Here is a 21,413-nt window from a genome sequence, read left to right on the forward strand (position 1 = left end):
AGGGACGATGCGGCCGCCCGAAGGCGGCCGCTGGCTCCATCAGACTTCGACGCGCTTGATCGCGAGCGACTTCAGATAGGCGGCCGGATTTTCCGGATCGAACACCTTGCCGTCGAAGAAGGTCTCCTTACCGCGCGAGGTGGAGGTCGGGATGTCCGAGGCCGCGACTCCGAGGGTCTTGGCCGCGTCCTTCCAGAGGTCCTCGCGGTTGACCTTGGCGATCAGCGCCTTGGTGTCGAAGCCGGCTTCGTATTTGCCCCAGCGGATGTCCTCGGTCATGAACCAGAGATCGTGGCTCTGGAACGGATAGGAGGCATGATCCTTCCAGAAGCGCATCTGCTGCGGCGAGTTGTCGACCACTCGGCCGGTACCGTAGTCGAACTTGCCCTTCATGCGATCGGTAATGTCTTCTACCGGGCAGTTGATCCATTGGCGCTTGGCGCAGATCACCGCGGCTTCCTCGCGGTTTTCCATCTTCTCGGCCCATTGCTGCGCTTCCATCACTGCCATCAGCAGCGCCTTCGCTGCCTTCGGATATTTGTCGACCCAGGCCGCGCGCAAGCCGAACGACTTTTCGGGATGCTTGTCCCAGAGCTCACCGGTGGTGATCGCGGTGTAGCCGATGTTCTGGTGGATGAGCTGCAGATTCCACGGCTCGCAGACGCAGAAGCAGTCCATGGTGCCAACTTTCATATTGGCCACCATCTGTGCCGGCGGAACCACGATGGTTTCGATATCCTTGTCCGGATCGATGCCGCCAGCGGCGAGCCAATAGCGAATCCAAAGGTCATGTGTGCCGCCGGGGAAGGTCATCGCCGCCTTCACCGCCTTGCCTGACGCCTTCTTCTTCTCGAGTGCCGGCTTGAAGGGCGCGGTATCCACGCCGATCTTGAGATCGGCATATTCCTTGGCGACCGAGATGCACTGACCGTTCAGGTTGAGGCGCGCCAGGATGTACATCGGCGTCGGCTGGTTGTTCTGCGTCACCTTGCCGGCCGAGATCAGATACGGCATCGGGGTGAGGATGTGCGCGCCGTCGATGCCATTGCCTTCCGAGCCCAGCACGAGGTTGTCGCGTGTGGTGCCCCAGGAGGCCTGCTTCTGCACCTCGACATCGGGCATGCCATATTTGGCGAAGAAGCCCTTTTCCTTGGCGACGAATAGTGGCGTGGCGTCCGTCAGCGCGATGAAGCCGAGCTTGGCGCCCTTGACCTCGGGGCCTGCGTCCTGCGCGAAGGCGCCGGCGGGGAAATTCATTTTTGCGGCAGCGAGAAGTGCGGCGGTCGCGCCGGTGGCTTTCAACAATTGACGGCGGTTGATGCCAGTCTTGGAGGGCCGGCGAATGCGCTTGGTCATAGGCTGTGTCGTCCTTTGCGTCTTTGCGGAATGATTTGCGGCTGTGTGCGCGAGCAGCCCGTCCGTCCGGTGGCGCCGAATTTGGCGCATGCAAACGCGACGGGGATGACCCCCGTCTGGTGGCGTCAGCAAATCGGATGAGAATTCTCGCGGGACGGCTTCAATGGCGTCGGCTGGAACTATTCAAGCTTCATGCCAAGCCCGGCGCTATGAAAAGAACAAAGAAATCAATGCATTATAGCGGTCGCGTCAGACTGTCGCAGGTCAGTTCCGCATGCGAAATTTGCGCTCTGCACATTGCTTGTGCGTCGCACAAAGCTTGTGCAACAGCTTAAGGAAAAGGCCGAGACGACGTCAGAATAAGATCCGGGCAGAGCGGCATCACACTGATATTACTCGGTATTTTTAACACTACGTGCCGGCACGCAACTTGCTTTTCTTTCGCCGTCAACGAAGACGGCGGCTTGCCGCATTGATGCAGCCTCTGGCGGCCGCATCCCGGAAGCTCAACTGCTTCGCGGGCCCTCCCGGCTCAAAGTCCTCGTGACGCGATTCCCAAAGCTTCCAGATTTTCCATAGCCCTCGTGCGCGGCAGGCCAGCCCGCACGGCCGAACACGTTCAGCCGCGCTCTCCGGAGCGTGTCGATCTCCCTTACGAAGCAAAGGAACCATTGATGTCGTATCTCGCGCCTTCGGAATTCGTCACCAAGATGGTGGATGCGGGCGAGTCCAAGATCTTCATGTCCACCCGGGATACCATCATCCGAGCCTATATGGCGGGCGCCATCCTGGCGCTGGCGGCCTGGTTCGCCGTGACGATCAACGTCAACACGGGCCAACCGCTGATCGGCGCGCTGCTGTTTCCGGTCGGCTTCGTCATGCTCTATCTGCTGGGTTTCGATCTCCTCACCGGCGTCTTCGTGCTTTCCCCGCTCGCCCTGATCGACAAGCGTCCGGGCGTCACCATCGGCGGCGTGCTGCGCAATTGGGGTCTCGTGTTCGTCGGCAACTTCGCCGGCGCCTTCACGGTGGCCTTCATGATGGCTTTCGTCACGACGTTCGGCTTCACCCAGGGGCCCGACAAGGTCGGCGCCGCCATCGGCAATATCGGCGAAGGGCGCACGCTGGGCTACGCCGCGCACGGGGCGGCCGGCATGGCGACGCTGTTCATGCGCGGCATGCTCTGCAACTGGATGGTCTCGACCGGCGTCGTCGGCGCCATGATCTCGACCTCGGTCCCCGGCAAGGTCATCGCGATGTGGATGCCGATCCTGGTGTTCTTCTACATGGTGTTCGAGCATTCCGTCGTGAACATGTTCCTGTTCCCGTCCGGGCTGCTGCTCGGCGCGAAGTTCTCGATCATGGACTATCTGATCTGGAACGAGATCCCGACCGTGCTCGGCAACCTCGTCGGCGGCCTCGCCTTCACCGGCATGACGCTCTATGCCACGCACGTCATGACGTTGCCGAAGCGTCAGGTCGACAGGGCCGCGAAGCCCCGCGTTGCGGCCTGATCGAATATGTCTCGACCGGGGAGCCGCGCCCGATCAGGGTGTGGCTCCTCCTTGCCGGGGATGACGATGACCCGCGGACTCCTGATTTCGGTCGGCCAGCATTCCGACAAGGGTCGCAAGCCCGTCAACCAGGACTTTCACGGCGTCCTGATTCCGGAGGAGCCGCTACTCAGCCTGAAGGGCATCGCGGCGGTTCTCGCCGACGGCATCTCCTCCAGCGCGGTGAGCCAGATCGCCAGCGAGTCGGCGGTCAAGAGTTTCCTGATGGACTATTACTGCACGTCGGAATCCTGGACGGTGAAGACCTCCGCCCGCCGCGTGCTGGACGCGACCAATTCCTGGCTGCACGCGCAGACGCGCAAGAGCCAATACGCCTATGACCGCGACAAGGGATATGTCTGCACCCTGAGCGCCATGGTCATCAAAGCGACCACCGCGCACATCTTCCATGTCGGCGATTGCCGGGTCTACCGCGTCGCCGGAAAGGCGCTCGAGCAGCTGACCGACGATCACCGCATCATCGTGTCGTCCGAGCAGACCTATCTCGGCCGCGCGCTCGGCATCAATCCGCAGCTCGAGATCGACTATCAGGCGTTCGAGGTCGAGGCCGGCGACATCTTTCTGCTGGCAACCGACGGCGCTTACGAATTCGTCGACGCACGCTTCGTCACGAGCGCGCTGAACGAGCATGCGGGCGATCTCGACGCGGCGGCGAAGGCCATCGTCGAGGAAGCCTACCGGCGCGGCAGCGACGACAACATCACCGTCCAGGTCCTGCGCATCGATGCGGTGCCGCAGCGCGAGCCGGCCGGCATCTTCAATCAGACCGCACAATTGCCGCTGCCTTCGCTGCCGGAACCCCGCGCGATCTTCGACGGCTACCGGATCGTCCGCGAGATTCACGGCAGCAGCCGCAGCCACATCTATCTTGCCGTCGATGTGGAGACCGGGGAGCCGGTCGCGCTCAAGCTGCCGTCGGTCGACCTGCGCGACAATGCCGCGTACCTGAAGCGCTTCCTAATGGAGGAGTGGATCGCGCGCCGCATCGACAGCCCGCACGTGCTGAAGCCGCGGTCACAGTCGAGGCGGCGCAGCTACCTCTACGTCGCGACTGAATTCGTCGAGGGACAGACCCTGAAGCAGTGGATGATCGACAATCCGCGCCCCGATCTCGAAACCGTCCGCGGGCTGGTCGAGCAGACCGCGGCGGGCCTGCGCGCCTTCCACCGCATGGAGATGCTGCATCAGGACCTCAGGCCCGACAACATCCTGATCGACAAGACCGGCACCGCCAGGATCATCGACTTCGGATCGGTCAGGGTCGCCGGCGTCGCCGAGGCCGCGCCGCCGGACGAGGCCAACGAAATCCTGGGAACGATGCAGTACACGGCGCCGGAGTATTTTCTCGGGCAAGGCGGCTCGCCGCGCTCCGACATGTTTTCGCTGGCCGTGATCTGCTACCAGATGCTGACGGGAGAGCTGCCCTACGGCACACAGGTCGCCAGGATCCGGCGCAAGGCGGACGTGCGCAGGCTCCAGTATCGCCCGGCCGACGATGACCGCAATGTGCCGGCCTGGGTCGATGGCGCGCTCAGGCGCGCGCTCCATCCCGATCCCTACAAGCGACACGAGGACCTGTCCGAATTCGTCCACGAGCTTCGCACGCCCAACCCGGCCTATCTCGACACGCGAATGACGCCGCTCCTCGAGCGCAACCCGCTGATGTTCTGGAAGGTGACGTCGGCGGCGCTCGCCTGCGCGGTCATCGTGCTGCTGGCTATGCTGCACGCGCGCTAGAGTGTGCGCTCATGAGGCGCAGACGTGAGCGTCTGGCGGCCAAACGGAATCTGGGGCTGGTCGGCGCACGGTCGCTCCCTGCCTCCGAGCGGTCATGGCAAGGTGCCGTCCCGCCCCAGCCCACTTAATACATCCTAGCGTAGAGTTTCTCGGCCCCACGCAACCATTTATTAGTATCCTTGCGTGCAGATAGATTTCAACTTGTAATTGATTGTGCAGGGGCATTTTGCGCGTCTTCGCGGGTGTAGAGGCAATGCGCGGCGTTGCTGCGCTGTCGGTGGTCTGCGGACACGCGGTCAGCGCGCGGCCCGACATGGTCGGCCCGGGCGTTGCCGAAGGCGTCCTCACCATTCTTGCAAGCGGCGTCGACATCTTCTTTGTCATTTCCGGCTTCATCATCGCAACCACGGCGGCGGCGCACCGCGAGCCGTTGAGCTTCATCTTCAGACGAGCGGTTCGAATTTACCCGGTCTACTGGCTTGTGTTGCTGGCGGCGTTCGCCAGTTCGTCATGGATCGATCTGTCGCCGGAGAAACGTCCGCCGCTCGACCTTGGCCTCATCTTCGCGTGGACATATCCGAACTGGTACCTTGGCCCAGCCTGGTCGATTGCTTTCGAATTGCATTTCTATGCCGCAGTTGCGGCCATCCTCGCCATCGCGCCGAACCGGTTGTTCGAACTGCTGTTCGCGGGGCTCGGCATGGTCGTTATTGCCCTCGTACTCCGCCTGCAGCTTGGCATCTATTCCCATCCGCTGGTCCTGGAATTCGGCGCCGGCGTCGGCATTGCCTATCTCCACAGGAACGGTCGATTGCACTTTTCGCGCCATGTTCTGGCAACTTCAGCCGGCCTGTTCGCCGTCGGCTGGTACTGGATATTCGTGTCCGGATCGGCCGACCCGCAATTCGCGCGCGTGCCAACCTACGGCCTCGCTGCGGGATTGCTCATCCATGCCGTGGTGTCTGCCGAGATCGAAGGGCGGTCCTTTTCGCCGATCCTGCAATGGTTCGGCAAGATTTCGTACTCGCTGTATATCGTCCATTACCTGGTGATACGATGGATGATCAACTTTACCGAGGTGTGGCTGTTATCGACGGCCGCGACAATCGTCGCCAGCATTCTGCTTTCCATCGGTCTCGCCTGGGTCTTGCACATCATCATTGAGGCGCCGCTCATCAGATGGGGCCGCAGGTGGAGCGCCGACCAACGAACCTCGGATGCCCCGAGACGAGAGAAGGCCGCGCATATTCCGGCACGGGTCGACTAAGCACTCCGCGCCGGTTCACGCGAGCGGCGATTGCCGCTGTTGGCCGCCAGCTTGCTGTCACGCGGCGCCGGCGGGGAGCCCTCACGCCGGCTCCGCCGCCTTCGTCCCCAGCGGCTTCGGCGCCATGCCGTCGCCGGGCTTGAGGTGGAATTCGTAGGTCATCAGGTGCCACGGCCCGTTTGCCTTGCTGCCGTCGGGCATCTCAGGATCGTTGCGCGGCTCGACCTTGGCAATGAGATCGTCCTTGACGCCGAACACCACGTCCGAGTCCAGGTATTTGTCGCCCCCGATGAAGACGTGGGTGATCAGCGGCTCGTAGCCCTTGGCATTGACCAGGAAGTGCACATGCGCCGGGCGCATCGGGTGGCGACCCGTCTGCACGATCATCTCGCCCACCGGTCCGTCAGTCGGGATCGGGTAGCTGCACGGCAGGATGGTGCGGAAGAAGAAGCGGCCGTCGCTGTCCGTGATGAAGCGCGCCCGCGCCGAGGCGCCGATCTCGTCATAGTTCGGTTTTTGGGAGTCGTAGAAGCCGTCATCGTCGGCATGCCAGACGTCGACGGGAACGTTCGCGAGCGGCTTGCCCTTGAGATCGGTGACGCGGCTCCGCACGAACATCCGTTCGCCCGTCTGATTGTTCGGCGAGATGTCAGTGCCATGCACGGTCACCTTGTGCTCGCCGACATAGAACGGACCGAGCACCGTGGTCTCTGTGGCGCCCTCGCGGTCGCGGTGGTTGACGGCGTCGACCAGCATGGAGACGCCGAGCACGTCGGACAACAGGATGAACTCCTGGCGCGTGTCGGTGCATTTCTGCCCCGTCCGGGTCAGGAAATCGATGGCGTATTCCCATTCCTCGAAGGTCAGGCCGGTCTTGCTCACGTAATCGTGCAGCGACTTCACCAATTCCTGCAGCAGGAATTTTGCCCGTGTATCAGGCGTCTGGTCGAAGCTCCGAACGACGGCTTCGGTGAGTTCGGTCTCGTTGAACTGCGTCATGATGCGTTGCCCTCGCGTTTTTCTCGTTGGCCCGGCCGGGCTCCCTGGAGGCGTTCCGCCGCCGAGCCTACACCAGTCGCCCCAGCCGCGTTAAGCGCAACCGACTTGGAATGGGGCCGCCATTTCGGTATCAACTTTCCGACAAAACGCCCCGGAGGAACTGATGCTCGCCCCCACCCCCGCCTCGCCCGAATCCGTCGGCATGTCCAAGGCCGCGCTTGACCGCGTCGATGCCCATCTGAAGAACCGGTACATCGATGCCGGCCGTTTCCCCGGCACGCAGCTCCTGGTTTATCGCCGCGGCAAGATCGCCCACAGCTCGGTGCAGGGCTTCGCCGATGTCGAGCGCAAGGCGCCGGTGAAGGACGACACCATCTACCGCATCTATTCCATGACCAAGCCGCTCACCAGCGTCGCCTTCATGATGCTGGTCGAGGAAGGCCTCGTCGCCATCGACGAGCCCGTCGCCAAATACATTCCGGAATGGAAGGATCTCGGCGTCTTCGTCGCCGGCACCTACCCGGCCTTCCTGACCCGGCCGCCGTCCCGGCCGATGCTGATCGTCGACCTGCTGCGCCACACCTCCGGCCTCACCTACGGCTTCCAGCAGCGCTCCAATGTCGATGCCGCCTATCGCAGCGAGAAGATCGGTGAGGTCGAGAAGTCAGGCACGCTCCAGACCATGATCGAGGGATTGGCAAAGATCCCGCTGGAATTCTCGCCGGGCGAATCCTGGAACTACTCCGTCTCAACCGACGTGATCGGCTACCTCGTCGGCAAGATCTCGGGGATGCCTTTCGAGCAGTTTCTCAAGCAGCGGATTCTCGATCCGCTCGGCATGTCCGACACCGATTTCCACGTGCCGGCCTCGAAGGCGCATCGCTTCGCCGCCTGCTATTCCGCCGATCCCGGCGGCGGCATGACCTTCCACGCGGGCCAGCGCCGCGAGGGCATCACGCTGCAGGACGATCCGACGACGAGCTCGTTCCTGTCACCGCCCTCCTTCATCTCCGGCGGCGGCGGATTGTGCTCGACGGTCGCCGACTATCTCACCTTCTGCCGCGCCCTGCTCAATGGTGGTGAGCTCGGCGGTGTCAGGCTGATCGGGCCGAAGACGCTGGCGCTGATGACGACGAACCACATCCCGGGCGGACGCGCGCTGCCCGAGGTGTCGCGCTCGCTGTTCTCCGAAGCCACCTATAACGGCATCGGCTTCGGCCTCGGCTTCGCCGTCACCATGCGCCCGGCGGAGACGCTGATCGCCGGCAGCCCCGGCGAGTACAATTGGGGCGGCGCGGCCACGACCTCGTTCTGGATCGATCCGGCCGAGGAGCTGATCACGATCTTCATGACACAGGTGCTGCCGTCGAGCGCCTACCCGATCCGCCGCGAGCTGCGCAGCATGGTCTACGCGGCCATCACCGAGAGCAATCTGTAACCGGTCAAATCGATCCCGCGGCCGCCCGCCGCGGGATCGCATTCAGAAGCTCATTTGCAGACGCTCATTTCAGCATCTCCGGCACGATCAGACGCGGCAGGAACAGCGACACGCTGGGCCAGACGATGACCGCCGCCAGCACGAGCAGCATCGGGATCAGCATGATCACCGTGTCCTTCAGGGCATAGCGCAGCCGCACGCCGGCGATCGAGCAGGCGATCATCAGACATAGGCCGTAGGGTGGCGTCACCAGCCCGAAGGCGAGCGATACGATGGAAATGATCGCGAACTGGACCGGATGGAGATCGACCGACTTGGCGAGTGGCTCCAGCACGGTCCCGACGATGATGATCGCCGGGATGGCGTCGAGGAAGCAGCCTACCACCAGAAACCAGAAGGAAATGAAGAAGCCGGCGGCAACAGCGCCCATGCCCCAGGTCGAGACGTTGGCCAGCAGCTCTTGCGGGATTTTGTAATAGGCGAGCAGCCAGCCGAATGCACTTGCGGTGCCGACACAGAACAGCGCCACGCCGGCAAGGCGCCCGGTGTCGAGCAAGGCCTTGTACAGTTCGCGCAGGCCCGTCTCGCGGTAGAAGAACGTCGAGAGCGCCACGGAATAGAGCACAGCGACGCAGGCGGACTCCGTCGCGGTGAACCAGCCGAGCAGAATGCCGCCGACCACGATGAACGGCGTCGTCAGCGCCGGTATCGACCGCCAGATGGCGTATCCCATCTCGACCCAGGTCGATTTCGGATAGGTGGGGTAGCCCCGGCGCACGGCATAGATGTGCACCGTCACCATCTGCGCGCCCGCGATCAGCAGGCCCGGCACGATGCCGGCCAGATACATCGCCGCAATCGAGGTCGAGATCAGCCCGCCCCACACGATCATCAGGATCGACGGCGGAATGATGACTGCAAGCACCGCCGACACCGCGGTGATGGCGATGGAGAACGAAAGGTCATAGCCCTCCTTGTTCTGCGCATCGATGAAGATCTTGGACTGGCTCGCCGCATCGGCGGTGGAGGAGCCCGAGATGCCGGCAAAGAACACCGACAGCACGACGTTGATCTGCGCCAGGGATCCCGGCCAGTGCCCGACCATCGAGCGCGACAGCGTCACGAGGCGATCGGTGATGCCGCCGATGCTCATCAGGTTCGCCGTCAGCAGGAAGAACGGCACCGCGAGCAGGATGAATGAATTGTACGCATTGAAGGTCTCCTGCGCGAGCATCATCAGCGACAGGCGCGGCTCGATCAGCAGGATCGGCACGCAGGCAAGGCCGAGCGCGAAGGCGACCGGCACGCGTGCGATGAGCAGGCCGATGAAGGCCCCGAACAGCACCATCGCAGCCTGACCGGCAGAAAGTACGGTGCCGCTCATCTCTGTGCCCCGACCAGAACGCGTATTTCATCGATGATCTGTTCACCCGCAAAGACGATCCACGTCAGACCGGCCACCGGCCAGGCGACATGGATCAGCCAGAGCGGCAGATCGGCCAATTCCGACGTTCTGTTCCAGGCAAAACGGGTGAACTCGATGCCGGCGGTGACGAACACCAGCGCCAGTGCCAGCACGCCGAGTCGCGCGAGGATCCGCACCGCGGCCTCCGACCGCCGCGACAGGTCGGGCCACACATCCACCTCGAAATGCTGCGCTTCCCTCACACCGACCATGGCCCCGATCATGATCGTCCAGATGAACAGGAAGCGCGCCATTTCCTCGGTCCAGATGTAGGACGGAATGAACGGCGTGTAGCGTGAGATGATTTGCAGCGTGACCGGAATAACGAGGATGCCGACGCAGGCGGCCAGCAGGATTTCCAGCAATTTCGCATAGGCCGCCGTGATGCGGCGCCACAGCGACGGTGTGGACGGGACGTGCATTTCGGACATTGGAGCTCCGTGCGGCGACTCATCCGCCATGTCCGGGCAGGAAGCGGGGCCTGCCCGGAATGCCGACGGCGGATCAATCGACCTCAGACGACGTTGATCTTCTCGAAAATGCCCTCGGCGCCGATTTCCTTGGCGTAGGTGGCCATCACGGGATCGGCGAGCTTCTTCATGGCGTCGCGCTCCTCGAAGGGAACGCGCTTGAGCTTGCCGGCCTTCTCGAGCGTGTCGAGCTTGACGACCTCTTCGCTCGATTCGAGCTGGCGGCCGTAGTCGCCGGCCTCCTTGCCGGCCTTCATGATCGCGTCCTGCAGATCCTTCGGCAAGGTCTTCAGCGTCTTCACCGAGAAGCAGATCGGCCGGATCGACACGGCGTGCTGGGTCAGGTTGAGATGCGGGGCCACTTCATAGAACTTCATCGCCTCGACGCCGGCCGCCTCGTTCTCGCCGGCCGAGATCACCCCGTTCTGGATCGCGTTGTAGATTTCGTTGTAGGCGATCACGGTCGGGCTCATGCCGACGGCCGCAAAGGTCTTCGACCAGATCGGCGCGCCCTGCACGCGGACCTTGAGCCCCTTGAGGTCGGCAAGATTCTTGAGCGGCTTGTTGGCGAAGATGTTGCGGATGCCGCCGCCGGCATAACCGATCAGAACGACCTCGGCCTTGGCGGCGACCTCGTCGGCGATCGGCGCCAGGATGTTGGCTTCGACGACCTTGTTCATGTGATCGATGCCCTTGAACACGAAGGGCGCATCGATGAATGGGGCCGCCTTGGCGAAGGTCGACATGTGAGCCGGGGAGACGATGCCGTAATCGACAGCTTTGCCCTGCGACATGTACTCGAAATACTGCTTCTCGAGGCCGAGCGAGGAGTTCTTGTGCAGGGTGAAGTTGACCGGCTTGCCGTAGTACTTCTTCACCAGCTCCTCGAACCGGATCAGCGCCCGGTTGAAGGCATGGTCGTCATTGAACTGGACCGCGCCGTTCAGCGTGATCGGGGCTTGCGCCCTGAGGATCGACGGCATGCCGAGCGTAGCCGCCGCAGTGGTCGCACCGATACCAGCGAGAAATGACCTTCGCTTCATCCGTCTCCCCTCCCTTTGAGGCTCCGCCCCTGTCGCCGGGGCGTGAGCGCAGCCGCTATGCGGCTTGCATTCATGGAGCGTATGAAAAACTACGGCGGGACGGAAGTCATTTCGCTTGGGCTGGACGTCCTCTTCGTCGCAGAGCTCCGCCGGTGCCGCCTGCTGCACTGCCGCGATCGCGATGATCTGACGCCACTCCAGACTGCGTCGCAGCGTCTTTCGCGGGATCGCTCCGGCCGTGAAAATCGTGGCACCGGGCAAGTACTGCCCTTATGGTCCTCCCAAAATCATGATCCGGCGCCGCTGCGCTGGAACCGGGACGCCCACGCTTGTCAAAGCTTACCCTGCCGGTCCGGCTCGCCCTCCTGGTCGCGGGAACGATGTTGCCGCTGATCGTCTTTGCCGTCGGCCTCGCCTATTCCAACTATCGCCAGGATCGCAGCGAGGCAACGCGCCGGGTGCTGGAGACCGTGCGAAGCATGCGCCTCGTGCTCGACTCCGAGGTGCAGCGGATGACGGGCGGCTTGCAGGTGCTCGCGCTCGGCGATTCCCTGCAAAGCGGCGATTTCGACGGCTTCCGCCGGCTGGCGGTCGAATTCACGAGCCAGTATGGCGGAGACAGCGTCCTGCTGCTGGCCGACAGATCCGGCCGGCAGCTGTTTTCGACCGTGACGACGGAAGCAGCGAGCCTGCCGCCGCGCAACAATCGAGAGATCGTCGAGCGGGTGTTTGCAAGCAAGGCGCCGCAATATTCTGACCTGTTCGTCGGTTCGACCGAGAAACGGCCGATCGTGACCGTGGAAGTTCCCGTGCTTCGCAATGGCGAAGTGGCCTATGCGCTCTCCTTCAGTCCGCCGATCGCGATATTCCAGAAACTGGTCGAGCAGCAGCGGCCAAACGATCAATGGACGGTGTCGCTGCTGGATACCAAGGCTCGCGTGTTCGCGCGTACACCCAACCCTGCCGAGACGTTCGGCAAGCAGGCTTCCGGCGCACTCTACGATGCGATGTCCCACACACCGGAGGCCGCGCTTTCGACCGTTTCGCTCGACGGCGTCGCGCTCTCCTCCGCCTTCACCAGATCGCAACTGACCGGCTGGACGGTCGTGGCCGGCGTCAGCGAGAGCTCGCTGATCGCGCCGCTCTGGCGCGACATCGCGATCACCGGCCTGATCGGCGGCATCCTGCTGCTGGTCGGCCTCACCTTTGCAGTCAGGATGGCGACCACGATCGCACGCGGCGAGATGCTGCACGATCTCCTGATCGAGGAGCTCAACCATCGCGTCAAGAACACGCTGGCCCTGATGCAGGCGATCGCGGTGCAAACCTTCCGCAGCGCAAGTCGGGACGAGCGGACCAAGTTCGAGGGACGGCTTGGCGCGCTGGCCGAGGCGCATAATCTCCTGAGCCAGGAGAAATGGGCGGGCTCGGAACTCCGGGACGTGATTACCCGCGCGCTCCAGCCGTTCCGGATGAGCAATCACGACCGCATCCGCATGGCCGGCCCGGCCGTGCCGCTGTCGCCGCGGCTCGCCGTCGTGCTGTCGATGATCGTGCACGAGATCGCCACCAACGCCGCGAAATACGGCGCGCTGTCCAACGAGACCGGCCGGGTGACGCTGGACTGGGAGGTCATCGCTGATGCGCCGAAGCCGCGACTGCGGCTGATATGGACCGAGACCGGCGGGCCGCCGGTGACGGCGCCGGTGCAACGCGGCTTCGGCTCGCGCCTGATCGAGCGCAGCGCGCGCGACCAACTCGACGGTGAGGCAACCGTCGACTTCCTGCCGCGCGGCGTGGTCTGCACCGTGATCTGCACGCTGGACGAGGCGCCCTGATCCAGGGCGCAAGCGCAACACGAGCGTCCTGCACGCCCAGACCGGCGCGCCATGCGCGCCGGTCTGGGCCATCGCCAGCAAGGACGGAAACGTTCCAGGCCCGACTGCATCGATGCGCCCGGCGATCGCCGGGCGGGAGATCTAGACCGTCGTAATGCCGTCGATCGGGCTGATATCGCCGACGAAACGCAGCAGGTCGGCCATCGTGAATTCGCCCGGCACTTGCGATGGAAGCGTCGGCTTCCAGGTCTTGCCCTTGAGCCACAGGTACGACTGGTGATCGCCGTGGACGAGGCCGATGAAGACCTCGGCGAGCAGCGTCGCGCCGACCGGCCCGAGCCGTTCACCGCCTCCCCGCTGCTCCGCCTCCTTGAGGATGTAGTACCAGAGCGGGGTGTGCTGGTGCAGGCCATGCTTCTTCGCCACGGCACCGTCGCTCCCCTTGGAGATTTCTTCCGGAGACAGTGGATTCTTGATCTTCATGGCCTTGGCGACGTCCTGCCCCGACGGCAATCCCAGCAACACGCCGCGCTTGAGATTGCGGAACGGCAGGCTGCCGCCGTCACCGGGCAGTGTGTGGAGTTGCGGCACGATGAAGGGATCGATCTTGCGCGACGGATTGAGCGTCACGCCCGCAGGATTGTTCGGCAGCACTTGGAAGTAGCGCCGCCAGTCGATGATCCAGTTGCTCGAAAGCACCGGAAGCGGGAGCGGCGGCGTTATCGGGTTCGGCGCTAGGTCGCCGATGATTCCTCCCGAAAGACCGGTGAACCTGAACAGCAAATCGAGAGTTGCAGGAATACCGCCCGGGCCGGGCGTGAAGATCCTGTTGTGGCTATAGACCTGGCGAACCATGCTATGACCGAGACGATAGACCGCCCCTGAAAACTCGACGGGCATGTAGGGAATCTTCTTGAAGCGATAGAAGCGCCGACCCTGCTCGAGGATCTTTGCGACGATGCCCTTCTCGGTGATCCGCTCCACGAAATCGTGCAGGACCATCCATTGGTAGTGCCAGGTCACGATCCGGCGCGCTTCCTCGAAGATCTCGCCCGCCGGCTTGCCCGACGTCGCGAGCTGATCGCAGACCTTGTTGTGAAACTTCAGCATCGCAAGATGGGTTTGCGCGACGAGAAGGTTCTCGTCGTTGCGGTGATCGCCGATCAGCGCAAACCCCTCGGGATTGCGCGGCAGGTCGTTGCGATGATCGCCGGTGATGGCGTCGACGTTGACGGTCTTGCCGATCAGCAGCTTGGGGCCCGGTGTCTTGCCGCTGTCGCTCGCCGAATTGCGCGCATAGAGATGACGGCTTCCGTCCGGACCAAGACCATAGATGCTGTCGAGATCGAGTGCGGGCGTGCGAAAATTCGTGACCGCAGTCGGATCGGCTTCCTTCTCGCCGAAGGAGGTCAGATCGAGCGTGATGTCATGGTCGATGAATTGCCCGAGATAGGTGAAGCCGGCGGGGACTTTGAGATTGTTTCCCGCGGCGTCGCCAGGGGCGGGATCCTTCATCGCGTCGGCGAGCTCATGCAGCGGACCGTCGTCGACAGCCAGCGGCTCCAGGGTCGGAAACATCCGGCCAAACATGCCCGGATCGTCGTGTCCGGAAAGCGTATCCAGAAATTGTCGCGTCGGCTGACGTCCGGCCTTGCCATGACCGGGATGAACATTCACGTCGGTTCCCATCGCTTGCTCCTGCTTCAGAATGCTTAAGGGAGAGGGGCGCCGAAGATGTCGCTTGGTCTAAAATTCTCGTTTCAGTATATGTTCAGAAGAATTGCCCCTCAGGGTGTAGTACAACGAAATATTACTACAGATTGCATTCTGTCGGTGAGTCCTACCGACGAGGCTTTTTGCCCCACCAACGACACAGGCTTTTGATCGTCTTGAGCTCGAGCGGGAAAGACTAAGGCGCGATCGACGCGCCCGCTCAATCTCCTTTGCGCGTCAGCGTTTGGCTGCGAACCGCGACCAGATCTCGGCGTCCGTGTAGAAGTCCACGCCGCCATCGAGATCTCTCACCAGGCACTCGCCGAGATAGACGATCTGGGTGCCGCTGCGCCGCTCGTGCCGAAGCTCGAATTTTCCATCGGCATCCTTCTGCAGCGAGCAATTCGACTGAACCCAGCTCGGCCACTCCTGCAACGGCTGTCCCAAAAACTGCCAGGCAACCAAAGCAGCGTTGTCCGACAAGGGTTCTATGCGCAGTGTCTTGTTCACGTGATCTCCACCATGCGAGTGTCCCCCGATGCAACGCCTCGGGACTGGAAAGGTTTGGCATCGTCGTTCCGCGACAGCATGCCTGACGGATTTCAACGGTTCCTCTACTTTCTTGTCCGTGAAAACCCGGTCTCCGCGTCCTAACCGATCGTCTGCAGCGCCGGAAACGTCTCGAGCAGCCAGATGCTCACATTCGAGACCGCGCCGGTGAGAAAGCCGATGCCGGTGATCACCATCAAGACGCCCATGGCGCGCTCGACATTGACGAGATGGCCCTTCATGCGCGCGAACAGCGCGGAGAACTGTTCGATCATCAGTGCGGCGATCAGGAAGGGAATGCCGAGGCCCGCGGAATAGACCGCGAGCAGGCCGGCGCCCTTCGTCACCGTGGCTTCGGCCGCGGCGATCGAGAGGATCGCGGCGAGGATCGGGCCGATACAGGGCGTCCAGCCGAAGGCGAAAGCGAGACCCATGATATAGGCGCCCCAGAGGCCGACCGGCTTGGGGATCGGCAGCCGTCCCTCGCGCATCAAGAGGCCGATGCGCGTCAGGCCGAGGAAGTGCAGGCCCATGATGATGATGACGATGCCGGCGAGAATCGACAGCTCCGCCGACCAGGCTCGGATCAGCCCGCCGACCAGCGAAGCGCTGGCGCCGAGCGCCACGAACACCGTGGAAAAGCCGAGCACGAACAGAAGCGCCGACATCATGATCGCGCGCTTGGAGGCCGCGGCCGGCTCGTCGCTCTCAACATGCTCGATCGTGGCGCCCGTCAGGTAGACCAGATAGGGCGGAACCAGAGGCAGGACGCAAGGCGAGAGGAAGCTGACGAGTCCGGCAATCAGCGCCGCCGGGATCGAAACATTTTGCATGATGCAGTCGAAGCCATCTCAGGCACCGGTACGGCGCGCAAGGGAATGCGCCCGGCCGGAGCCGAACCGGCTCTGGTGTAGCCGATGGCTGAGAATGCGCAACAGAGGCGCACGAAAACCAGGGCTCCTCCCGATGCCATCCGTGATCACAGATGCGGCATCGGGACGCGCACAAACCTCGCCAAAAAGCGAGATTCGGCGGCGCGGCTACTTCACCACGCGGAGCAGCGGACGCCGGGGCTGGTCCTGCGTCTGCTTGGAAGGGGTCGGCGGCTCGCTCGCAGCGCTCCGCAGCATTTCGTCGCACAGCGCCTTGAGATCGGCACTGTCAATTCCTTTCAGCTTCATCCGCACGTCGAGGATGACGATGGACAGCATTTCGGCCGACTCACGGTTGTTGCACTCGTTGAGAGCCCTGCGGCACTCCTCAAGCGTTCCCAGCACCGCCTGCAACTGTTCGTCTGAATGCGACACTTGCGCTCTTTCCGTTAATTCGGCCTGCGAGACGTATTTGTGGCGCCCCCTTTGGCCCGCATGGACGACCAAAGATAGCACGAGGCTACTGCGCCTCCGAACCTGATTTCAGTGTGTTTCTGCCGTGGGACCGCGGTTCCGGCCGCAGTCGCCCCGCAGCAGCATTGGCGATCGCCGAACTGGTCCAGGAGCGAACGTCTTGCGCGGTGCGATCGATCCATCGCGTGAGACGGCATTTGCCTTCGCGCATGAATTTCCATCACGGACAGCGCCGGCCATCCCGCAGCCATTTCACGGCTCGCAACGGAACTCACGCCACATTCCCCTCAACGGGCGATAGCCTGCCCAATCCCACCCCAAGACAGCACCCCAATACCGCCCACAAGTTGATAAGGATGACGTTCAAAACTCGTCATTCCCCAACCCGCCGTGGTTGTGGTTTGCGTCAGATTCTGCCAGTTTAGCTACCTGAAGGAAATTGTATGCACTCCTTGGCGGAAAGGGGCGTTCCGCTGGAAGAACGCCCAAAGACAATTATCAGCGGCCTCTCCGATTGGGACGCGGCCCGCATTTTCCTGGAAGTCGTCCGATGCGGAAGTTTCCGCTCGGCGGCCGAACGCCTGTCGCTGTCGATCAACGCCGTCCGCCGCCGGATCGATGATTTCGAGCGTCAGACCGGCACCACCCTGTTCACCCGCGACGTCCACGGCACCCATCTGACCGACGAAGGTGCGATGGTGGTCTCCGCCGTCGAGCGCATGGAGGCCGCGGCCTTCGACGTGCTGCGAACAAGCGATTCGACCGCCAACGTCCTGTCCGGCGAGGTCCGCGTCGCCGTCACCGAAGGCCTCGGGACGTTCTGGCTCGCCCCGCGGCTGGTCGAATTCCAGCAAGCTTATCCGAAGATCCTGGTCGACCTGCATTGCGCGATGCGCTCGGCCGACGTCTCCCGCCATGAGGCCGACGTCGCCATCCATCTGTCGCGTCCCTCGGCGCTCGACGTCAAGCTGGTGCGGCTCGGCCGCATGCATCTGATGTTCTGGGCCTCGGAGAAATATATCGCAAGACATGGCGCGCCGCGCTCGGCGGCGGAATTGATCAAGCACCGCCTGGTGCTGCAATTCGCCGACCAGCTTGCCGCCAAGGAGACATTCGAGAGCTTCTTCCCGGGCGTTTCGGAACGCGACCTCCTGGTCATGAAGACCAACGTCTCGAGCGCCAACTACTGGGCGGTCGCGAATGGCGCCGGCATAGGCGTATTCCCGAGCTATGCCATTGCGCTTGGCGGGAAGTTGATTCCACTGGAGGTCGAGCTGAACCGACCGCTGGATATCTGGCTGTCCTACCATCCCGGTAGCGGCCGCATTCCCCGCGTGCGGCACATGATTGACTGGCTGATCGACGCTTTCAATCCGGCTCGCTTCCCGTGGTTTAAGGAAGAGTTCGTGCACCCGCATGAATTCAAGGACTCGTATATGGGCGAACCCCTGACCCAGCTCTTCGGGGGATTTTCAACCGAAGAACAAAGGTGAGACGAATATGAAAGCAGCGGCCAAAAGAATGAAGCAGCGCAGTGCCGGCAAGCCGGACATTGAGCTTGGCAAGCGGATCCGTCTGCGGCGCGTCGAGATGAAGATCTCGCAGGCCGAGCTCGGCGAGAAGCTGGGTGTCAGCTTCCAGCAGGTTCAGAAATACGAGAAGGGCGTCAATCGCGTCGGCGCGGCTCGGCTTCAGCAGATCGCCTCCGCCCTCGATGTGCCCGTGACCTTCTTCTATGACGGCGACAACAAGGCCCGCGAAGTCGAGAGCCTGCTCTTCCTCGACAGCGCCTTCAGCCTCCGCCTGCTGCGCGCCTACAGCAAGATCAAGGACCAGACGGTGCAGCGTCAGCTCGTCTCGCTGATGGAATCGATCGCGGCGAACGAGAGCTGAGGTCGGTCGGCGCTCTGGCCTTTACGGCCGATGTTCAATCCGCCGCGTCACGGGGGCGCGGCCGGATTGAACGAGAGCCGACGGGATATGCCTGCGCCCGCGCGCTTGCGCGAGGTCTGTCTTCGGGTGGCCTGTCTCGGGGCGGCCTGGTGGCCCTTTCTTCTTGGCGGTTTGCCGCCATTTGCCGAACTCCGCGCGCCATGCAATCGCAGCACAGGCGGATGCAAGCTCTCCTCCCCTGTGCCGGTTGACCGCGGCAGCGGCGACGCCGCACATTGCGCTCGGCCACCGACAAGCGAGCGCGCGATGCCCGACATTTCCAGCACGACCGGAACTCCTTACGCCGGCGGCAAGATCCTCAAGCACGCGGCCGATGGTGTCGGCGTGGTCACCTTCAACAATCCCGACAAGCGCAATGCGATGTCGCTGGAGATGTGGGAGGGATTTGGCGAGGCGCTGGCGGCCTTGCGCGACGACGACACCGTGCGCGTCGTGATCCTGCGCGGCGCCGGCGGCAAGGCGTTCGTCTCGGGCGCCGACATCAGCCAGTTCGAAAAGACGCGGCACAATGCAGCGGCGTCGGAGGAGTACGCCAGGCGCAGCGCCGCCCAGCGCGCGCTGCTCGCCGACTATCCCAAGCCGACCATCGCCTGCATCGACGGCTATTGCCTTGGCGGCGGCATGCAGGTGGCGATGCTCGCCGACATCCGCCTCGCCTCGCACGGTAGCCAGTTCGGCATTCCCGCAGCCAAGCTCGGCATCGCCTACGGCTATGACGGCTTGCGGCATCTGGTGTCGCTGGTCGGCCCGTCCCGGGCGCGGCTTCTGATGTACACGGGTATGCGTATCGATTCAGCCGAAGCGCTGCGCATCGGTCTCGTCGAGCGCCTGTTCCCGGCGGGCGAGCTCTGGGGCGAGACCATGACGATCGCCGCAACGATCGCGCAGAACGCCCCGCTCGCGATCAAGGCCGCCAAGATCACCATCGCGCAGGCGCTGAAGGACGAAAGCGCGCGCGACATGGAGGCGATCAAGGCGATCGGCAACGCCTGCATGGACTCGGAGGATTTCCGCGAGGGCCGGCAGGCCTTCATGGAGAAGCGCAAGCCGCAGTTCCGGGGGCGCTGAAGCTGAACCGACGTTCAGGTAGATTAAATTCCTCGTGCAACTTTACACAGCCGCAACCACTTGATGTCGCGAAAGTTCTCCCGCCACCAACGAGGGAGATTACGATGACACTGAAATCTGCTGTTCTTGGTCTGGCTGCCGTCGGCAGTGTGGCCCTCGCCTCGGGACCGACCCTCGCGGCAATGCCCAACGGCATCCCGCAGGCCGACAAGATTGCAAGCGGTCCGCCCGCCGACATCGAGCAGGTGCGTTGGGTGTGTAACCCCTGGGGCCGCTGCTGGTGGCGCCCGAACTATTATCGCGCCTACGGCTATTACGGCGGCCCGCGCTTCTACGGCCCGCGTCCGTGGGGCTGGCGTCACCGCCACTGGCACCGCTGGTGAACGCGAAGGGGCCCGTGAGGGCCCCTTTCTTCGACTATAGCGCCGCGAGCACGGCCTTCGTAATATCCGCCGTGCCGTTGCTGCCGCCGAATTCCATCGGCTTGATGCCGCCGGCATAGATCTGGTCCACCGCGCGCTCGATGGTCTCGCCCGCCTCGGCCGCGCTCTCGATGCCGTGCTTGTCGGCGAGCCAGTCCAGCATCATCGCCGCAGACAGGATCATGCCGGTCGGATTGGCCTTGCCCTGTCCCATGATGTCAGGCGCGGTGCCGTGGCACGGCTGGAACACCGCGTACTTGTCGCCGATGTCGGCCGAGGGCGCCATGCCGAGGCCGCCGATCAGGCTGGCGGTGATGTCGGAGACGATGTCGCCGAACATGTTCTCCATCACCATCACGTCGAAATCCCAGGGACGCTTCACCAGCATCGCCGAGCAGGCATCGACATAGAGGCGGTCGGTCTTCACCTCGGGATGCTTCTTGGCGATCTCGTCGAAGATGCCGCGGAAGAAGGCAAAGGCCTTGAACACGTTCGCCTTGTCGACGCAGGTGAGCATTCCCGGCTTGCCCCGCGCCTTGCGCCGCTCGGTCAGGCGGAACGAGAACTCGAACAAGCGCTCGGATGTCTTGCGGGTGATCACCAGGGTCTCGCGCGCGTCCTCATGGGTGACGACGCCCTTGCCCATCGAGGCGAACAGGCCTTCGGTCGATTCCCTGATGACGACGAGATCGATGCCGCGTCGGTCGGCGCCGACGATCGGGCTCGGCACGCCCGGAATGAGCCGCGCCGGACGCACGCCGGCATAGAGATCGAAGATGAAGCGCAGCTCGATCTGCGGCGCGATCTCGGTATTATCAGGGTAGCGCACCGACGGCAGGCCGCAGGCCCCGAGCAGGATCGCGTCCGCCTCCTCGCAGAGCTTGATCGTGGTGTCCGGCATCGACTTGCCGGTGGCGAGATAATTGTTGGCCCCGGCCGGCGCCTCGGTGAACCGGAAGCGCAGGCCTGACTTTTCGCCGACCTTGCGCAACACCTCGAGCGCCGGCGCCATGACTTCGGGACCGATGCCGTCACCGGCGAGCACGGCAATGTGGAAGGCGTTGTTTGCAGACATGGGGTTCCTGTATGAAGGAAGGTCTAGCCTCATCATTGCGAGGAGCTCTTGCGACGAAGCAATCCAGACTGTGTCCGCGGAGGAACTTCTGGATTGCTTC

The 21,413-nt window shown here is 63.2% G+C and carries 19 protein-coding genes; 9 read left to right on the plus strand and 10 right to left on the minus strand.

Going from position 1 to position 21,413, the window contains the following annotated elements; all coding sequences use genetic code 11:
- Positions 1-39: 39 nt before the first annotated feature.
- Entirely contained in the window at positions 40-1,356 is a 1,317-nt protein-coding gene (locus IVB23_RS09530) for a CmpA/NrtA family ABC transporter substrate-binding protein (protein WP_247803340.1), read from the minus strand.
- A 674-nt stretch (positions 1,357-2,030) separates the two neighbouring features.
- On the opposite strand from IVB23_RS09530, the gene IVB23_RS09535 reads away from it, so the two are divergent.
- The 3 genes from IVB23_RS09535 (at position 2,031) to IVB23_RS09545 (ending at position 5,934) form a co-directional block, all read left to right on the plus strand.
- On the plus strand, positions 2,031-2,870 hold the full coding sequence (locus IVB23_RS09535; RefSeq protein WP_247803341.1) for a formate/nitrite transporter family protein: 840 nt from the start codon (positions 2,031-2,033) through the stop codon (positions 2,868-2,870).
- A gap of 60 nt (positions 2,871-2,930) precedes the next feature.
- Positions 2,931-4,667: a bifunctional protein-serine/threonine kinase/phosphatase gene (locus IVB23_RS09540; RefSeq protein WP_247803342.1), complete on the plus strand. Its 1,737-nt coding sequence runs from the start codon at positions 2,931-2,933 to the stop codon at positions 4,665-4,667.
- Positions 4,668-4,920: 253 nt separating this feature from the next.
- On the plus strand, positions 4,921-5,934 hold the full coding sequence (locus tag IVB23_RS09545; RefSeq protein ID WP_247803343.1) for an acyltransferase: 1,014 nt from the start codon (positions 4,921-4,923) through the stop codon (positions 5,932-5,934).
- An 81-nt stretch (positions 5,935-6,015) separates the two neighbouring features.
- On the opposite strand, the gene IVB23_RS09550 is transcribed toward IVB23_RS09545, so the two are convergent.
- Positions 6,016-6,933 carry an intradiol ring-cleavage dioxygenase gene (locus IVB23_RS09550; protein ID WP_247803344.1) on the minus strand — a complete coding sequence of 306 codons (918 nt, stop codon included), beginning with the start codon at positions 6,931-6,933 and terminating at the stop codon, positions 6,016-6,018.
- 163 nt (positions 6,934-7,096) lie between these two features.
- Between IVB23_RS09550 and IVB23_RS09555 the strand changes: the two genes are divergently transcribed.
- Positions 7,097-8,371 carry a serine hydrolase domain-containing protein gene (locus IVB23_RS09555; RefSeq protein WP_247803345.1) on the plus strand — a complete coding sequence of 425 codons (1,275 nt, stop codon included), beginning with the start codon at positions 7,097-7,099 and terminating at the stop codon, positions 8,369-8,371.
- A gap of 64 nt (positions 8,372-8,435) precedes the next feature.
- Here the strand turns inward: IVB23_RS09555 and IVB23_RS09560 are convergent, their stop codons facing one another.
- From IVB23_RS09560 to IVB23_RS09570, 3 genes are all read right to left on the minus strand, one after another.
- The gene (locus tag IVB23_RS09560) at positions 8,436-9,755 is read right to left on the minus strand and encodes a TRAP transporter large permease (protein WP_247803346.1); all 1,320 of its coding nucleotides are present in this window, start codon (positions 9,753-9,755) and stop codon (positions 8,436-8,438) included.
- Positions 9,752-10,267: a TRAP transporter small permease gene (locus IVB23_RS09565; protein ID WP_247803347.1), complete on the minus strand. Its 516-nt coding sequence runs from the start codon at positions 10,265-10,267 to the stop codon at positions 9,752-9,754. Before IVB23_RS09565 ends, IVB23_RS09560 begins: the two co-directional genes overlap by 4 nt.
- Before the next feature lie 83 nt (positions 10,268-10,350).
- Positions 10,351-11,349: a TRAP transporter substrate-binding protein gene (locus IVB23_RS09570; protein ID WP_061878245.1), complete on the minus strand. Its 999-nt coding sequence runs from the start codon at positions 11,347-11,349 to the stop codon at positions 10,351-10,353.
- Positions 11,350-11,729: 380 nt separating this feature from the next.
- Here IVB23_RS09570 and IVB23_RS09575 point away from each other — a divergent pair, with 380 nt between their 5' ends.
- Positions 11,730-13,187, plus strand: coding sequence for a sensor histidine kinase (locus IVB23_RS09575; RefSeq protein ID WP_061878246.1), 1,458 nt, complete (start codon positions 11,730-11,732; stop codon positions 13,185-13,187).
- A 141-nt stretch (positions 13,188-13,328) separates the two neighbouring features.
- Here the strand turns inward: IVB23_RS09575 and IVB23_RS09580 are convergent, their stop codons facing one another.
- The 4 genes from IVB23_RS09580 to IVB23_RS09595 form a co-directional block, all read right to left on the minus strand.
- Positions 13,329-14,876 (minus strand): heme peroxidase family protein, encoded by a 1,548-nt coding sequence (locus tag IVB23_RS09580; protein ID WP_247803348.1) that lies wholly within the window; start codon positions 14,874-14,876, stop codon positions 13,329-13,331.
- A 261-nt stretch (positions 14,877-15,137) separates the two neighbouring features.
- The gene (locus IVB23_RS09585) at positions 15,138-15,410 is read right to left on the minus strand and encodes a hypothetical protein (protein WP_247803349.1); all 273 of its coding nucleotides are present in this window, start codon (positions 15,408-15,410) and stop codon (positions 15,138-15,140) included.
- Between the two features lie 140 nt (positions 15,411-15,550).
- Positions 15,551-16,282, minus strand: coding sequence for a cytochrome c biogenesis protein CcdA (locus tag IVB23_RS09590; RefSeq protein WP_061878249.1), 732 nt, complete (start codon positions 16,280-16,282; stop codon positions 15,551-15,553).
- Positions 16,283-16,489: 207 nt separating this feature from the next.
- A complete protein-coding gene (locus IVB23_RS09595) occupies positions 16,490-16,726 on the minus strand; it encodes a hypothetical protein (RefSeq protein WP_247804807.1) in 237 nt (78 codons plus the stop codon).
- A 512-nt stretch (positions 16,727-17,238) separates the two neighbouring features.
- Here IVB23_RS09595 and IVB23_RS09600 point away from each other — a divergent pair.
- The 4 genes from IVB23_RS09600 to IVB23_RS09615 all read left to right on the plus strand — a co-directional run bounded on the left by IVB23_RS09600 (position 17,239) and on the right by IVB23_RS09615 (position 20,199).
- Positions 17,239-18,288, plus strand: coding sequence for a LysR family transcriptional regulator (locus tag IVB23_RS09600; RefSeq protein ID WP_061878251.1), 1,050 nt, complete (start codon positions 17,239-17,241; stop codon positions 18,286-18,288).
- Between the two features lie 28 nt (positions 18,289-18,316).
- On the plus strand, positions 18,317-18,688 hold the full coding sequence (locus IVB23_RS09605) for a helix-turn-helix transcriptional regulator (RefSeq protein WP_020608151.1): 372 nt from the start codon (positions 18,317-18,319) through the stop codon (positions 18,686-18,688).
- 306 nt (positions 18,689-18,994) lie between these two features.
- Positions 18,995-19,816, plus strand: a complete 822-nt coding sequence (locus tag IVB23_RS09610; RefSeq protein ID WP_247803350.1) for an enoyl-CoA hydratase — start codon at positions 18,995-18,997, stop codon at positions 19,814-19,816.
- Between the two features lie 104 nt (positions 19,817-19,920).
- Positions 19,921-20,199: a hypothetical protein gene (locus tag IVB23_RS09615; RefSeq protein WP_247803351.1), complete on the plus strand. Its 279-nt coding sequence runs from the start codon at positions 19,921-19,923 to the stop codon at positions 20,197-20,199.
- Between the two features lie 34 nt (positions 20,200-20,233).
- On the opposite strand, the gene IVB23_RS09620 is transcribed toward IVB23_RS09615, so the two are convergent.
- Positions 20,234-21,313, minus strand: coding sequence for an isocitrate/isopropylmalate dehydrogenase family protein (locus IVB23_RS09620; protein WP_247803352.1), 1,080 nt, complete (start codon positions 21,311-21,313; stop codon positions 20,234-20,236).
- Positions 21,314-21,413 lie beyond the last annotated feature (100 nt).

The organism is Bradyrhizobium sp. 191 (assembly GCF_023100985.1).
In the GTDB taxonomy this organism is placed as follows: Bacteria; Pseudomonadota; Alphaproteobacteria; order Rhizobiales; family Xanthobacteraceae; genus Bradyrhizobium; species Bradyrhizobium diversitatis.